We start from the raw sequence: 14851 nt of genomic DNA on the forward strand, positions 1-14851 counted from the left end.
TAAGCATGCATTCAAGATGACAGATAGCACGACTAGTTCCTGCTAGTTTACACCTAGAACCCAATACTTTATCATAGATCACATATACAAATAATAGCCACCAGTCATCAGTATAATACCCAATAAGGCACACGCAACGATCAGGATAAAATACCCCCGACCACCACATACCTTTTTCGCACAAGCAACAACCCGCTCAGGAAAAGACAATAACAATAGGGAGCTAATAACTATAAACCAGAAGAATAAGCTCAATATATCCACTACAACCAGTCCCCAAGAATTATGGATAGTTATTAAAAATAAGCCTATCAGCAACCCCAAGGAGCCACTTATTAATATGCCTGGGCCATTAGGATTGATACTCTGAATCATTTGTTTATAATATTTAGCACGGCAAGCAAAGATAATTGCCATAATTACCAAATAGATACCAAATGCTTGTGATAACACAAAGGTATGAAAAGATGGATGAACCATGACTTTCTCCATAAAGACAGTTTCCATACCTAAGTAAAGATGTTTTAGTCAGAATAATCAAGTTGGGCCTTAAAACCATGCCCTTCTAAACTCGACAGTAATTACCCCTTCTGGAGTTTTCTCTAACATACTCCATATAGACTTACATCGTTGCAAATACCCAATTAACACGTTTTGATTAGAACAACGATAACGGATAGGCATAGAATCATAGACTTCATTGGGCGCTACAGCTTGGCAATGTTCTCCATTAACTAACTCAACAGCCCAAGGAAAGACCCGAGACATATCCAAAGTCACATGGTTATCATTATTTAACGGTGTAGCAACATTAATTTGTACACTGTCTCCCACCCATGGGGATTGTGGGCATACGGCCTCCATTTTGTTACCTGCTAATTTCACAAAACAAGGATCAAAAATTTTTCCCTCGGCCTGACAGTGCCAAGCGTCTTCACGTATAATTAATTGTGATTGAGTATCGCAGTACCCTTGCAGTACATTTTTCACTGAAGGAGGAACTTGATCGACCACCTCGCCAAAGGGCCTGTACAGTTTTAACACAGTATCATCAGCAAAAACCACAAAAGAACAAAAAAATAGTAATATTGATAGAACTCTTTCAATCATAATATCTCTCCACTGACCTTATTTACATCTCTTTTATACTCTACTGTAGGGGCACTTAATGGTGTCAACCTAAGGAATCAATCTTGTGTAGCATTATTGTAGTCCGAATTAGATGAAGTCGTAATCCGGGATTGATGCTACATTCCCATATTACACTGTGCTAATACGAGCTATGTTATAAACGCTTGGGTTAATGCCATTACGTGAATGTTTACCCTACAACTGCGAGTTCCGGAACAGGCCTATTTAGTGTATCATCGCTGTTTAAAAACAAAGTAATATCTTTACCGATTTGGATGCGATTTTGGAGTACATAATGACAGAAGTCTTTACCATAAAACAATGTTTAGATGGCGAAATTAAAATAGATGGAGTGGTTACAGTTCGTGGCTGGGTGAAAACACGACGTGATTCTAAAGCTGGATTATCATTTATTAGTTTACATGACGGTTCTTGCTTTTCTCCAATTCAAATTGTAGCAACCGATGGCTTAAGTAATTATAACGAGGAAGTCGTAAAACTCACTGCAGGTTGCTCCTTAATAGCTACAGGTAAATTAGTTGCTTCACAAGGTAAAGGCCAATCTTTTGAAATTCAAGCTGATCGGATTGAAGTAGTTGGCTGGGTAGAAAATCCAGATACGTATCCTATTCAAGCCAAACGTCATACCTTAGAGTTCTTACGTGATGTAGCACATTTACGCCCGCGTACTAATACTATTAGTGCTGTAACCCGAATTCGCCATTGCCTAGCGCAAGCGATTCACCGTTTCTTCGACGAACGAGGTTATTTCTGGATACATACTCCCATTATCACTGCCAGTGATTGTGAAGGAGCAGGAGAGATGTTTCGCATATCCACATTAGATTTGCTGAATATTCCTAAGAATGAACAGGGACAGACTGATTTCAGCAAGGACTTTTTTGGCAGAGAAACGTTTCTTACAGTATCTGGTCAATTAAATGTTGAAGCTTATTGTCTGGCAATGTCAAAAGTTTACACTTTTGGCCCAACGTTCCGCGCAGAAAATTCTAATACTAGTCGTCATCTAGCAGAGTTCTGGATGGTAGAGCCTGAAATTGCTTTCGCAACGTTGGATGACATTTGTCAGCTCAGCCAAGAAATGCTGCGCTATTTATGTAAAACAGTACTGAATGAGCGTGGCGATGATATGGACTTTTTCAATCAGTTTGTTGCGCCAGGGGTCACCGAACGCATGGAACAAATGTCAGAAGCTCATTTTGAAGTCATGACCTATACTGATGCCATAACAATTCTTGAATCTTGTGACCATAAATTTGAATTTCCAGTGAGCTGGGGATTGGATTTACAATCAGAACATGAGCGCTATCTTGCTGAAGTACATTGCAAGAAACCAGTAATCATTACTAACTATCCTCAGGAAATTAAAGGATTTTACATGCGTCTAAATGACGACGAAAAAACCGTCGCCGCTATGGACGTCTTAGCTCCTGGAATAGGTGAAATTATTGGCGGCAGCCAAAGAGAAGAGCGTTTACATATTCTAGATAAACGAATGGATGAGTGTAATCTCAATAAAGAGCACTATCAGTGGTATAGAGATCTACGACGTTATGGCAGCGTGCCTCACTCTGGATTTGGTTTAGGTTTTGAGCGTTTAATCAGCTATGTCACTGGCATTGCTAACGTGCGTGATGTAATTCCATTCCCACGCACACCTGGCCATGCTGATTATTAATCAGAAATGCCTTGACCACGTCAGTTGAATTCCTTGGCTTATAAGCTGTCGTGGTTGTCTGAGAGTATATATCACTGGAAAGCCGTATTTGGCCTTTTTGAATGATAAACCAGCTGAGAAATGCTCACCGACTGATGAGCAACTTTGCCTATATTCAAATTGCCGACGAAAGTCGGCATCCATAAAACGTTTCACCCCATATGGATACCGGCTTTCGCCGGTAATTCGTCTAAAAATAGATCTTTTGCCAAATTGGTGGTGGTGCGAAAAGGCGCAGAGCACAGGACATGTAGCCTGGTTGCAGGCAACCAGGAACGATGAGAATGTTACATTGAATATTCACTCGAAGGAGTATTATCATTAACATTCAATTGAGCTAACTTTATAGATGCTTGTAACCGCTCTTTGGATTTAGTTTGCGTAAATAGCGCAGGTGAATATTCCGCTGGAAAATTCCTCACTACGCCCATATCTTTTAAGTCATATTGCGCTTTATTAAAGGCCGCATTCGGTATAAAAAATCTAGAGCAAGCAGCATTAGAAGCGGTCTTTAATTGCCCCCCATTAGTTGAATTATCTAATTGGCTTCTGGTGATATTTTTTATGAACATCCTTGTTTCTCCTTATGAGTTTCTATCCTTGGCTAAATATAGTCCCCTCGTGTAACACCAATACCTTATCCATACGTTTGGCAATTTGTAAATCATGGGTCACTATTACCAAAGCGGTATTCATTTTCTTGTTCAGGTCCAGCATGAGATCAAACACTTTCCCTGCTGTAGTTTGATCAAGATTCCCAGTAGGTTCGTCTGCTAAGACACAATGAGGCTGACGAACCAAAGCACGAGCTATAGCTACTCTTTGCCGCTCTCCTCCAGAAAGCTGTGCTGGTTTATGCTCTAATCGGTGTTTCAAACCAACTTGCTCCAATATATCCCTGGCTTGTTGTTCTGCTTTTTTGACATCCATATTCGATAATAATAAAGGAATAGTTACATTTTCAAGAGCAGTAAATTCCGGTAACAAATGATGGAATTGATAGATAAACCCCAAATGCTGATTACGTAATCGGCAACGTTGCTTTTCATTAATCTTTTGCCAATTTGTTTCATTAATAAAAACATCACCCTTTGTTGGTTTATCCAAACCGCCAAGGAGGTGTAATAAAGTGCTTTTACCGGAACCAGAGGGTCCAATAATAGCAACCCTATCTCCCCTAGCGATGGATATATCGATACCTTTTAGCACTTGGACTTCTGAAGCACCATCATTATAGAATTTTGAGAGCTGCTGACTGCTTAAAATAATATTACTCATAATGCAAAGCCTCCGCAATAACTGTCTTTGAGGCACGCCAAGCTGGATAAATGGTCGCAACAAAACTCATTAATAAAGCCACTAAGCATACATGCCAAAGGTCACTAAATAAAATTTCTGAAGGCAAATAATCAACAAAATAAATGCTGGAAGATAAAACTTTAATATGAAAGAAGGATTGTAAACCATTCACAATTGCAGTTGCATTTTGAGCCAAAACGACACCGCCAATTAAACCTAAGATGGTGCCCACTACACCTACCATCATACCTTGCACTATAAATACCCATAATATGGTTGATGGCGTTGCACCTATTGTTCTTAAAATGGCAATTTCTGCCTGCTTATCATTCACAACCATGACCAAAGAGGACACTAGATTAAACGCCGCTACAGCAATAATTAATAATAAAATCATAAACATCATCGTTTTTTCCATTTTAACTGCTTGAAAAAACGCACCAAATTGCTGTGTCCAATTACCTACTTGATATTCTTCACCTAAAAGATGAGACAAACGTTCGGATAATTCAGGAGCCTGATAAACATTATTAATTTTCATCTTAATACCGCTTACATCATTGCCCATCTGCAGTAATTTCTGTGCATCGTCCATGTTAATGAACGCTAGTTTGGTATCAAAATTAAATCCCGTTCCCGCCGAAAAAACACCTACTATGGTAAATCGTTTAAAACGAGGAATCATTCCTGCTGGAGTAACTGTCGCTTGAGGAATCATTACCGTAACTTTATCACCAATCATCAACCCCATATTATCCGCTAATCCTTTACCCAAAATCATGCCAAAGTGATTTAGATTCTTCATACTGCCGCCCAGTAACTTATCCTCTAGATGAGTTACACCCTGCTCTTTATCGGGGTCTATACCAGTTAAAACTATGGGTAAGACTTGACCATCATGTGTTAGCAGCCCCTGCCCGCCTACATAAGGAGCAATTGCTTTAATTTCCGGAATGGATTGGATTTTTTTAACTAAACTAGGCCAATCACTTAATTTTTCATTCGGTCCAGTAATAGTAATTTCTGGTGCCATGCCAAAAAAACGCTTATGGATTTCCTTGTCAAAACCATTCATTACCGAGAGTACAGTCACTAAAACCATTACTCCTAAACCAATACCAAGCATGGAGCTAAGAGAAATAAAAGAGACGAAATGATTTTTCTTTCTGGAACGCGTGTAACGCAAACCGATGAAAAGAGCCAATGGTTTATACATAGATTGCTTTAATTTTAGTTAAAACCCTATTGTAGAGAAAAACCGAGCTATGGGATATAGCCTCCGTGCAGATCCTAAACTTATTATTATTTCATCATCAAATAACCCACATACTTATCCACAGAATCTGTGGATATTAGCTGCTGCAATGAAACTATTAAGTAATGCTTTAACCACCCGACTTTAAAGAAGGCAATTAATAAAACTTTATCTTATCTCCTGTTTTTGTTATGTTATTTTTTTTAAATTTTTATTTATTGATATCCCTGAATAACCCTTTTGATGAATTTCATTACACCATTGAATTAATAAAGGGAATTTTCAAAAAAGAACATATGATGTAAATATCACCAAGTAAACATAAGGATTTTAAGTAATGAAGAAGTTAATGATTTTGATGCCACTCATTAGTCTTTTAGCAACATCATGCACACCAACATCAAAGCTTGATGTCATTGCAGACGATGCCGGGAATTTACACTACACAACGCCCTACCAAGATGATAAACGCGGTGAAAAAGCCTTTCCTATAACCTGGGATGTTAAAGGAAAAAAACTATTTGTATTTGACCCTAAAGCTGATGCATGGGCGGCTTATGATGCCCAAGGCAATCGAGTCATGACAGGTAGTGCCTCTGGTGGCATGGATTACTGCGATGACATAAAAGAAGTTTGCCGAACAGTGACAGGAACCTACCACGTATTTAATAAAAAAGGGCCAGACTGTAAATCGAATGAATACCCTATCGCTAAAGATGGTAATGTCAGTGGTGGAGCAAAAATGCCTTATTGCATGCATTTCCATGATGGCTATGCTATTCATGCTGCTTACGAAGTTCCTAAATATAACTCCAGCCATGGTTGTATTCGTGTACTCCCAGGTGCCGCAAAATGGCTAAATCAGAATTTTATTGATGTGGGAACGACCGTATTAGTACTGCCTTATGCTTAAGAGCTTTTTCGCCTCACAAGATTGGTCGGGCTTCTGGCCCGACCAATGTGCATTTTTAGCATAACTCTTCTTCGTACTATAATAATGATAGCGCCCATTACCAAATTAAATAATGATAAGCTTCTACAAGCCGCACGAGCGTTAGAACTTTCTGGCATTTTGGCCAGATCAACAAATAATCTAATTTATCTTGATATAGATGATGCCTATATCCATCACTTATATCCTTTATTAAATCAACAACAAGCAACAAAACCCAACTATTTTGGGCCAAGCCTCATTGGTGCTCATATCAGTGTGATTTATCCAGAGGAAACTTTTATTTTTGATGAAAAAGATTTAGGTAAAAAATATCAATTTAAAATTAGAGAGTTAGTTATTGCTGAAATCAACTTAAAAAAATACTATGCGCTCTTGGTTGATTGTCCCGATCTCTTAAAATTAAGAAACAAACATGGTTTATCCGAGCAATTAAATTTTAAAGGTTATTGGATAGATTTACATATTACCATTGGGGTTTCTAGACGTTTAGTGGCCTCAACTTAAGAAGTAAACTCCATTACTTTTATCGTACTTATCATGTCGAGCGATTTGTTGCCCCACCTTGTCATTCAGAGTGCAATGAAGGCTCTCCCGCCAAGCGGAAACAAAAGCTATTTTAAGAAGTCACTCGATGGGGGAACATAGCATTGCTTTCAGCGATGCATTATTAATATAATGAAAGCAAAATTAATGTTTATTTATTCATTGGCATGAATTTATTTTACTCAGCAAGGTCTAAATGAAGTACACAAATTATGGTTACAGGATAAACCAAATTACCGAAGGCTCTGGCTACAACTGGCTCTTTCTTCCCGGAGGACCGGGCTTGGGTTCTGAATATTTAATTAAATTTTGTGAACAAATAAAGGTACCTGGTAACATTTATCTTATTGATTTTCCCAAAGATGGCAGCAACCCCGAGGGTCAATTAGGAATCAAATATTGGCGAGAAGGCCTCATCGATTTGTTGAAAACGTACACTAACCCTATCCTCGTTACTCATAGTTTCTCGGGGATGTTTAGCTTAAATACGCCAGAGATCGAAAATCTTTTGGCCGGCCTCATTTTAATGAACACCACAACAATCAACAGTTTTTTTGAACATGTCAGTGCTATGTATCAAAAACATAACTTACCTGATTTAGTTCCTGCTGCTGGCGAATATCACTTAAATCCTACTAATGAATCCTATAGGCAATTTTGGCAAACCTATAAACATTACTGCTTTACCCCAGAAGAAATGTCTAAAGGCGAACAAATGATCAACCTTTTTGCCTTCAATAATGCCGCTTATTATGAAGCAATTGAGCATTTTTATTCTGATTTTTCCTGCAAATGGTATCCTAGCAAAATTCCCGTGATGACTATTGCTAGTGAAAATGATTTTATCTGCCCTCCGCATATATTTATTGAGAGTGAACGGTTCCAATCAGTGAATGTACTCAATAAGCTGATAGAACATGCAGGCCATTGTCCGTGGATAAATCACTTGCACTTAGTTCAAAATTGTTTTGATGAGTTTATAGACTTAAGACAATCATTAAAATAGCACTAGCAAAATTATTAATATGAATTATCTTGATGGCATTACTCCCATCTACCTTATGTGAAGGAATTGATCATTGCACAGAACAAAATTTTTCCTACCGTCAACGACGGCACTATCAGTTCTTATTCTATGCAAAGAAATAGGTTCCTCTATTGCCATCACGTAATATAGCCTTAATTTAATTAAGTTATAGTGACTAATAATAACATTAACCCGATCTAATTTTAATTGAGGGACATCACATGCCAAAAGAGTTTCAGGTCCGATTTAAAGAGGCTTTAAATGTATCTGGTGCATTTGATAACTGCTTCTTTCATACCTATTTGCTTCACCTTATTGCAAATGATTTAGATTTGCCAGATAACTTATTTACTTTCAAATCTATAGCTGGTGGATCAAGCCAGGCATCTGAGTTGCAAAAACGCTTTCCTAATAGCGACTCTTTGTCAATATTTGCTGAATACGCACAACGACATCATCCTGAACGACCTCCAGTTGCCTCCAGTTTTATTTTTGAAAAAATTTTAGTGCTCGGCTTCTTAATGCGTGAATGGTTTGCCACAAAAATGGCTCAGACACCTGAAATCGCTAACTCCCTTGAGGAAAGTGTTTTAACTAAATTTAAATCGTATAAAGACTTTCGCGCCTTTATGGAAAAAGGGGAGCTATTAAGCGGCCCAGAGGGCGTTTTATACAAAGCCAATGAACAGTTTTTAGAATACCTTTGCCAGCATCCCAAACAAGGAGGTTTAAATCCCGACGAACAACGATTTAAACAATACTTTGCCGATGCTAATGAAAATGTAGATTTGGCTTTAAAAAATTTTTGGCAACGCGAAGGATATCAAAATTATTGTAAACTTATCGCAGAACCCAACATCAAACTATCTTATATCGAGGTAAAGCCTGTAATCGAAATGCTTGGGCAACCCCTGGCTATCTACGATGCCGGAAATCGCTCAACAATAACAGATATACCTGGAAATGGCAGTATTCCCAAAATGGATACTAAGCTCCATGTTTTAGAAGGCCATTATTATCTCCTAAGAACCGATAAGACAGAGCACCTCTTAGGCGAATATGAACGCAGCTTAAAGCAATATACTAAGGAAAGAGAAGAGGTGTTAGAAGTCGTAGGTAACAAATTGCAATCCGCTGATTCTAAATCATCTTTATTAGTTGGTGCTATCTGTCCCAAGGGGCATCTGGGCAAAGAGCCCTTTACTTTATTACTAGAAAAAATAGATAGTGTAAGTGATTTTGCACAAACGCATAAATCGCAAGAAGAACAGCAACGCTTAGCACAACAACGTTTAGAAGAGATCCATAAAGAACAACAGCGTTTAGAAAAGCTTCATAAAGAACAACAGCGTTTAGAAGAGCTTCATAAAGAACAACAACGTTTAGAAGAACTTCATAAAGAACAACAGCGTTTAGAAGAGCTTCATAAAGAACAACAACGTTTAGAAGAGCTTCATAAAGAACAACAACGTTTAGAAGAACTTCATAAAGAACAACAGCGTTTAGAAGAGCTTCATAAAGAACAACAACGTTTAGAAGAACCTCATGAACACCAGCTTGTTCAAGAAAAGGCGGTTGAGGAGAGACCTATCGCCTCCAATAAATTCCATCAGGACTTTATAGCTGCAATTGAAGTATTAAAACAAAAAATGAAGGACTTCAAAAACAATCCTGATTTTGAAAAAGATCCTAAATTACGTGAAGCGTATCATGCTACCGAAACACTTTATAAAGCCCTTGATGACGAAGGACAATGCTATTTCAATCAGCAACCAAGCAAAGAGGCTTATAATAATTTCAGAGCGAACTGTAAGACCCATATCAATACCGCTAGAGAAAAACTAGATAAACACCGTGGATGGGAAAAAATATTATTAAATGTTTTTGCGATGATAGTCACTTTAGGAATTGGCTATGCCGTCGCTGCAGGTGTTAACGTCTTAATGAATCAAGGTAAATTCACCTTCTTCTCCACAGACAGCTCTACAAAACTTGATGACATCGAGAAACACGTTGACAACAAAGCCGCTCCTGCTGCGTAGCACTACTCCCATTTTACACTGTAGGAATAATTGCGCCAGCGTACTTCAGCTGTGGTGCTTCTCGATATGGAAGTCACTCCCGCTGGAGTTCCTGTATAAATAACATCTCCTGATTTTAAGGGGAAAAATTGGCTAATATAAACTAATAAATCCTCTGGTTGCATCATCATATCTGCTCCTTTGGCGCACTGCCGAAGAGTTCCGTTAATGAGCAATTGAAATTCAGCTTGCATATAATCATTAAATTGATGGTATGGAATCCATGGACCAAGAATAGCCGCATCTTTAAATACTTTTGCTGTAGTCCAGGGATGGCCTTGCTTTTTTAACTCAGATTGCCGTGTTCTTAAGGTCATATCTAAACCAAGAGTAATGTCTGAGATAGCGCTTTTAGCTTCGGCATGTGTCATTCTATACCCATCATAGGCCATACGCAGCACAATTTCGCATTCAGGTTGCACCGCAGAGTCTTCAAAGGGAAAATCAAGATGCATCTGTTCACCCCAGCCGAAGGCTTGTTTAAGAACACTGGCTGGTTTTAGAAATAATACAGGCCTCTCTGGTACTACATCTCCAAGTTCTTTGGCATGGTCAAGATAATTTTTTCCTACACAAACTATTTTATCAAAAGACATATAATTGCATACCTTACGGAGTTAGATGTTAGTAGTAGCCACTACCCTAGCTTACAATACTATATTGCTAGCTATACTTTTCAAATAGGATAATCGATTTGAATGATTGCGAAAAGATACAAATTGTTCGCCCCCTCCTAATTGAGGGCGCAATGCGTCTTGCAGGATCTCCTGCGCTACACTCAGGACGACGACGTAAGTTAGGCTAATTCCTTTAGGAAGTTTGAAAATGATAAAAAATTTGGCTCTACCCCAATTAAGGGGGCACTTTAATCGAATTAGTCTAAACTAAGTCCTTGATTTAGCGATCAAAAGGAGATTAAAGTGCCCGGATATAATCTTATCCTAAATTTACCTGGATTTTCTATAGTAAAAGTGAGTGGTTATCACCCATTAATATTAGATGTGGTGTATCAACGAAAAGCCCGTTGTTCCCATTGTAAAAGCAAAGAAGTAAGGAAGAAATCGAGCAAAATAAGAGAAGTTCACCACGAGTTAATCGGTCATAGAAGAACGTTAGTGCGATTTAAAGCCTATAAGTTGTATTGCAAAGTCTGTAAACGCTACGGGAATCAGCAATTTCCCGGAATAGCCAAACACCAAAGGTCCACTGAACGGTTACAAGGAGAGGTATTCCATAGCCATACTAAGGGCGTGTCTCAAAAAGACTTGGCGAGCTATTATAAAAAAGGGAAAGCGACCATAGAGCGTTGGTACCAACGTCGTTATCGTCTCGAACATCAAGAATTACTCAATAGACCTTGTCCACAAGTCTTAGGTATTGATGAGCATTTCTTTAGTAAAAAAGAGGGGTTTGCTACTACTTTATGTGACCTAAGGAAACATAAAATCTTTGATGTGGTTCTTGGGCGTAGTGAGCAGGACTTATCAACCTACTTAAATCAATTGCCCGGCAAAGAAAAAGTGAAGGTGATTTGTATGGATTTAAGCAGTACTTATCGGTCACTGGTAAAAAAGTACTTTCCTAATGCGCTTATAGTAGCTGATAGGTTTCATGTCATACGGCTCATGCAACACCAGTGCATGATGACTTATCGAGAGCTGTCTCATCAGGTCAAAAATAATCGAGGCATCCTCGCACTATTAAGAACAAGAGCAGACCGCCTCACTCCTGAGAAACAAAAGAAACGAGATGCCTTCTTGGCCCAAAATCCAGCCATAGAGGCTATTTATCAATTTCAACAACAACTTCATCAACTGTTAATGAACAAGTCTTTAAATCAAAAGAAGTGTCGCGAGGTAATACCTGTTTTTCTGGAGATGCTCAACGAGTTAAAGCAAAGTCCTTTCAAAGCCTTGTCTGCTCTAGGTAAAACGTTGATTACTTGGAAAGATGAAGTCGCTCGAATGTGGCGATTTACTAAATCGAATGGAATAACAGAAGGCTTTCATCGAAAGATGAAACTAATACAACGTAGAGCTTATGGCTTTAGGAATTTTGAAAATTATAGAGTGCGTGTTAAGGTGCTCTGCGGTTGATTGAAGCTGCCCCCTTAAATGGGAAAGAGCCAAAAATTTTTAGGGGATGATTTTTAATGACCAATTACATAATCTGTAATTGGTGCCCAGGGCCGGAATCGAACCGGCACGGGAGTTTAAGTCCCGAGGGATTTTAAGTCCCTTGCGTCTACCTGTTTCGCCACCTGGGCGGTGGTCTGTATGGAGGCTGAGGCCGGAATCGAACCGGCGTACACGGCTTTGCAGGCCGCTGCATGACCACTCTGCCACACAGCCTCATATATCTATCTTAGTGCTCTAAAAAAAAAGCGACTTTCTTTGTCGCTTTAATTTGGAGCGGGAAACGAGACTCGAACTCGCGACCCCAACCTTGGCAAGGTTGTGCTCTACCAACTGAGCTATTCCCGCGTCTCTACGGGGTGTGATTCTACCGAAATTTCACACCCTGTCAACAATAAAATTAACTTTTTTTCATTAATTCTGGCCACGCGATTGCCAAATAAATAATCATAGACCAAATAGTTAAAATTGCAGACACATAAAGCAATATGAAACCAAGGCTTCCCCACCAAGATTCAATGGGATTGAAAGCAAGTAATAAAAGTAAAGCGACCATTTGCAACATGGTTTTCACTTTTCCTACATAACCAACAGTAACGCTAGCACGGCGTCCAATTTCAGCCATCCATTCTCTTAAGGCAGAGATCACTATTTCGCGTCCTACGATTACTATGGCAGGAATAGTGATGTAATTAATGTCCTTTGCACCAACTAAAAGTAATAAACTAGTGGAGACGAGCAATTTATCAGCAACCGGATCGAGAAAAGCGCCGAAAGGAGACATCATTTTCAGCTTTCGTGCTAAATAACCATCTAACCAGTCAGTAAAACCAGCGGCAGCAAAAATAACCGCTGCGGTAGCATGTGCCCATTTAAACGGTAAATAAAAAACTATAATAAAGATGGGAATAAGGACTATACGCATTAACGTTAGCAGATTAGGCAAACTGGTTAATGTACTCACTTAATTAATACCTCCATTTACACTTTCGGCAATCCTAAAAAGTTCGCCAATAGCTGATAATCGTCAAATACAGCCAAAGCTCCAGTAGCTTTTAGGGCTGCCTCTTGCTGATGATAAAAATCTACGCCTATTGCAGTTACATTGATACTTTTTGCCATTTCCATATCTGAACTTGAATCACCTATCATTAAAGTTGATGCAGGATCTCTACCAAATTCTTCCATAATTTCTTCTAACATCTGCGGACAAGGTTTGGGTGGTGTTTGTCCTGCAGAACGGGTTACTTTAAACAATTCACTCAAGCCTGCAACCTGAAGAGCTCGTTGCAATGATTGTTGTCCCTTATTAGTTGCTATAGCGATGTCCATTTTTGCATCCTGCACACGTTGAATAAATTCTCGTGCGCCAGGAATCAAACAAATCTCAGAGGGCCGAGTGATCATTGCTTGGTGAACTGCTTGTAACAGCTGGTCCTGTTGTTTATTAGATAAGTCAGGAAATGTTTTACGTAAGGCCTGCACTAACCCGAGGTCAACATATTTTCTTGCCACATAAGGATCTAACTCGCCAAAACCCAGCTTATTTGCTTCAGAAGACACCGTGTGTAAAATTAACCCCAAAGTGTCAGAAATGGTTCCTTCCCAATCAAAAACGATTAATTGATATGGATTACTCATTGCTCACTATACTCCTCGCGCGCAACTGTTTTAGTGTATTAGCGAATTGTTCGTCTAGATTCGCTTGAAATGACAATTTTGTACCATTCAATTCAAATTGAATTGCCCTTGCATGCAAATAAAGACGATTTCGGTCATTATCTATTCCTTCGACTTCTCCCGCAAGAGATCCATATTTTTTGTCGCCCACAATAACATGGCCTAGATGCGCACTATGAACACGAATTTGATGGGTACGTCCCGTTTTAGGGCTTGCTTCAACCCAACACGCCTGGTTGTAATTTTCTAACAATTTAAAATCGGTCTCCGAAGCCTTACCTTCGTCTTTAACTAAAACCACTCGCTCGCCTGATTTTAATATATTTTTTTCAAGGGCTGCATTAACTGTCACTTTCTTTTTACCTTCCCAAGAGTGCGTTAATAATGCCCAATAAGTCTTCTGAATTTGTCGGGCTTCTAGCAAAGCCTGGATCGATCTTAAAGTACTTCTTTTCTTGGCCAATAAGAGACAGCCTGATGTTTCTTTATCTAATCGATGAACCAATTCTAAATAGGGCAAATCTTGTCTGGTTTTTCTTAAGGCTTCTATGACACCAAGGCTTAAACCACTACCACCATGCACTGCTATACCTGAAGGCTTATTAATAACTAAAAGACGAGGATCTTCAAAAATAATACATTCTTTAAGACGTTTTGCCAAAGCATCACCGACAAAAATTTCTTGCGACTGTGAAATACGAATGGGTGGAATACGTACAATATCCCCTGCATGCAGGCGAGTGCTAACTTGAGATCTTTTTTTATTAATTCGGACTTCACCGCCTCGTATAATTCTATAAATGTGGCTTTTAGGAACACCTTTCAAAATACGAATTAAGTAATTATCTAGACGCTGTCCTTCCTCTTCACTGCTAATTTCTTTATAACTTACTTCACTCATTGTCAATAAACCTGTTTGCTGAGCGTGAATTTTTTGATATGATCGTTAATTGCAAGGGGAAAACCCCTAGCGACCGAATTATAACGCATAAACAAAGAAAAAGTTT

General features: G+C 38.9%; 15 protein-coding genes and 3 tRNA genes. 6 read left to right on the plus strand and 12 right to left on the minus strand.

Going from position 1 to position 14851, the window contains the following annotated elements:
* Nucleotides 1-78 precede the first annotated feature (78 nt).
* Nucleotides 79-480, minus strand: a complete 402-nt coding sequence (locus tag LFA_RS13045; RefSeq protein ID WP_045096583.1) for a hypothetical protein — start codon at nt 478-480, stop codon at nt 79-81.
* 69 nt (nt 481-549) lie between these two features.
* Complete coding sequence (locus tag LFA_RS13050; protein ID WP_045096584.1) at nt 550-1110, minus strand: hypothetical protein; 561 nt, start codon at nt 1108-1110, stop codon at nt 550-552.
* A 316-nt stretch (nt 1111-1426) separates the two neighbouring features.
* Between LFA_RS13050 and asnS the strand changes: the two genes are divergently transcribed.
* Nucleotides 1427-2830: an asparagine--tRNA ligase gene (asnS, locus tag LFA_RS13055; protein ID WP_045096585.1), complete on the plus strand. Its 1404-nt coding sequence runs from the start codon at nt 1427-1429 to the stop codon at nt 2828-2830.
* Between the two features lie 326 nt (nt 2831-3156).
* Here the strand turns inward: asnS and LFA_RS13060 are convergent, their stop codons facing one another.
* From LFA_RS13060 to LFA_RS13070, 3 genes are read right to left on the minus strand one after another with little or no spacing between them, the layout of a single operon-like run.
* The gene (locus LFA_RS13060) at nt 3157-3441 is read right to left on the minus strand and encodes a hypothetical protein (RefSeq protein ID WP_045096586.1); all 285 of its coding nucleotides are present in this window, start codon (nt 3439-3441) and stop codon (nt 3157-3159) included.
* Nucleotides 3442-3463: 22 nt separating this feature from the next.
* Nucleotides 3464-4147, minus strand: a complete 684-nt coding sequence (gene lolD, locus LFA_RS13065) for a lipoprotein-releasing ABC transporter ATP-binding protein LolD (RefSeq protein WP_045096587.1) — start codon at nt 4145-4147, stop codon at nt 3464-3466.
* Nucleotides 4140-5384 carry a lipoprotein-releasing ABC transporter permease subunit gene (locus tag LFA_RS13070; protein ID WP_045096588.1) on the minus strand — a complete coding sequence of 415 codons (1245 nt, stop codon included), beginning with the start codon at nt 5382-5384 and terminating at the stop codon, nt 4140-4142. The genes lolD and LFA_RS13070 overlap by 8 nt, the downstream gene beginning before the upstream one ends.
* A gap of 376 nt (nt 5385-5760) precedes the next feature.
* Here LFA_RS13070 and LFA_RS13075 point away from each other — a divergent pair, with 376 nt between their 5' ends.
* From LFA_RS13075 to ceg23, 4 genes are all read left to right on the plus strand, one after another.
* Nucleotides 5761-6336, plus strand: a complete 576-nt coding sequence (locus LFA_RS13075; RefSeq protein WP_045096589.1) for a L,D-transpeptidase — start codon at nt 5761-5763, stop codon at nt 6334-6336.
* Between the two features lie 84 nt (nt 6337-6420).
* Nucleotides 6421-6882 carry a hypothetical protein gene (locus tag LFA_RS13080; RefSeq protein ID WP_045096590.1) on the plus strand — a complete coding sequence of 154 codons (462 nt, stop codon included), beginning with the start codon at nt 6421-6423 and terminating at the stop codon, nt 6880-6882.
* Between the two features lie 235 nt (nt 6883-7117).
* Nucleotides 7118-7927, plus strand: coding sequence for an alpha/beta hydrolase (locus LFA_RS13085; RefSeq protein ID WP_045096591.1), 810 nt, complete (start codon nt 7118-7120; stop codon nt 7925-7927).
* 242 nt (nt 7928-8169) lie between these two features.
* The gene (gene ceg23 / locus LFA_RS18960; RefSeq protein ID WP_052673965.1) at nt 8170-9990 is read left to right on the plus strand and encodes a Dot/Icm T4SS effector Ceg23; all 1821 of its coding nucleotides are present in this window, start codon (nt 8170-8172) and stop codon (nt 9988-9990) included.
* A 2-nt stretch (nt 9991-9992) separates the two neighbouring features.
* On the opposite strand, the gene LFA_RS13105 is transcribed toward ceg23, so the two are convergent.
* Nucleotides 9993-10625 (minus strand): fumarylacetoacetate hydrolase family protein, encoded by a 633-nt coding sequence (locus tag LFA_RS13105; protein WP_045096592.1) that lies wholly within the window; start codon nt 10623-10625, stop codon nt 9993-9995.
* Between the two features lie 324 nt (nt 10626-10949).
* Between LFA_RS13105 and LFA_RS13110 the strand changes: the two genes are divergently transcribed.
* On the plus strand, nt 10950-12125 hold the full coding sequence (locus LFA_RS13110) for an ISL3 family transposase (protein ID WP_045095627.1): 1176 nt from the start codon (nt 10950-10952) through the stop codon (nt 12123-12125).
* A gap of 80 nt (nt 12126-12205) precedes the next feature.
* Here LFA_RS13110 and LFA_RS13115 read toward each other — a convergent pair.
* From LFA_RS13115 to LFA_RS13140, 6 genes are all read right to left on the minus strand, one after another.
* A tRNA-Leu gene (locus tag LFA_RS13115) sits at nt 12206-12295 on the minus strand.
* A gap of 11 nt (nt 12296-12306) precedes the next feature.
* A tRNA-Cys gene (locus LFA_RS13120) sits at nt 12307-12380 on the minus strand.
* Between the two features lie 56 nt (nt 12381-12436).
* Nucleotides 12437-12512: transfer RNA gene (locus LFA_RS13125), tRNA-Gly, on the minus strand.
* Between the two features lie 52 nt (nt 12513-12564).
* A complete protein-coding gene (gene pgsA / locus LFA_RS13130; protein ID WP_045096593.1) occupies nt 12565-13128 on the minus strand; it encodes a CDP-diacylglycerol--glycerol-3-phosphate 3-phosphatidyltransferase in 564 nt (187 codons plus the stop codon).
* A 17-nt stretch (nt 13129-13145) separates the two neighbouring features.
* Nucleotides 13146-13805, minus strand: coding sequence for an HAD family hydrolase (locus LFA_RS13135; protein ID WP_045096594.1), 660 nt, complete (start codon nt 13803-13805; stop codon nt 13146-13148).
* A complete protein-coding gene (locus LFA_RS13140; RefSeq protein WP_045096595.1) occupies nt 13798-14745 on the minus strand; it encodes an RluA family pseudouridine synthase in 948 nt (315 codons plus the stop codon). Before LFA_RS13140 ends, LFA_RS13135 begins: the two co-directional genes overlap by 8 nt.
* Between the last annotated feature and the right edge of the window lie 106 nt (nt 14746-14851).

The sequence above is a fragment of the Legionella fallonii LLAP-10 genome, from assembly GCF_000953135.1.
GTDB classification, from domain to species: Bacteria; Pseudomonadota; Gammaproteobacteria; order Legionellales; family Legionellaceae; genus Legionella; species Legionella fallonii.

Excerpts from the sequence above, each read along its gene's own strand:
- LFA_RS13045 (WP_045096583.1), bottom strand. The coding sequence starts at position 480 with ATGGTTCATCCATCTTTTCATACCTTTGTGTTATCACAAGCATTTGGT.
- LFA_RS13050 (WP_045096584.1), bottom strand. The coding sequence starts at position 1,110 with ATGATTGAAAGAGTTCTATCAATATTACTATTTTTTTGTTCTTTTGTG.
- asnS (WP_045096585.1), top strand. The coding sequence starts at position 1,427 with ATGACAGAAGTCTTTACCATAAAACAATGTTTAGATGGCGAAATTAAA.
- LFA_RS13060 (WP_045096586.1), bottom strand. The coding sequence starts at position 3,441 with ATGTTCATAAAAAATATCACCAGAAGCCAATTAGATAATTCAACTAAT.
- lolD (WP_045096587.1), bottom strand. The coding sequence starts at position 4,147 with ATGAGTAATATTATTTTAAGCAGTCAGCAGCTCTCAAAATTCTATAAT.
- LFA_RS13070 (WP_045096588.1), bottom strand. The coding sequence starts at position 5,384 with ATGTATAAACCATTGGCTCTTTTCATCGGTTTGCGTTACACGCGTTCC.
- LFA_RS13075 (WP_045096589.1), top strand. The coding sequence starts at position 5,761 with ATGAAGAAGTTAATGATTTTGATGCCACTCATTAGTCTTTTAGCAACA.
- LFA_RS13080 (WP_045096590.1), top strand. The coding sequence starts at position 6,421 with ATGATAGCGCCCATTACCAAATTAAATAATGATAAGCTTCTACAAGCC.
- LFA_RS13085 (WP_045096591.1), top strand. The coding sequence starts at position 7,118 with ATGAAGTACACAAATTATGGTTACAGGATAAACCAAATTACCGAAGGC.
- ceg23 (WP_052673965.1), top strand. The coding sequence starts at position 8,170 with ATGCCAAAAGAGTTTCAGGTCCGATTTAAAGAGGCTTTAAATGTATCT.
- LFA_RS13105 (WP_045096592.1), bottom strand. The coding sequence starts at position 10,625 with ATGTCTTTTGATAAAATAGTTTGTGTAGGAAAAAATTATCTTGACCAT.
- LFA_RS13135 (WP_045096594.1), bottom strand. The coding sequence starts at position 13,805 with ATGAGTAATCCATATCAATTAATCGTTTTTGATTGGGAAGGAACCATT.
- LFA_RS13140 (WP_045096595.1), bottom strand. The coding sequence starts at position 14,745 with ATGAGTGAAGTAAGTTATAAAGAAATTAGCAGTGAAGAGGAAGGACAG.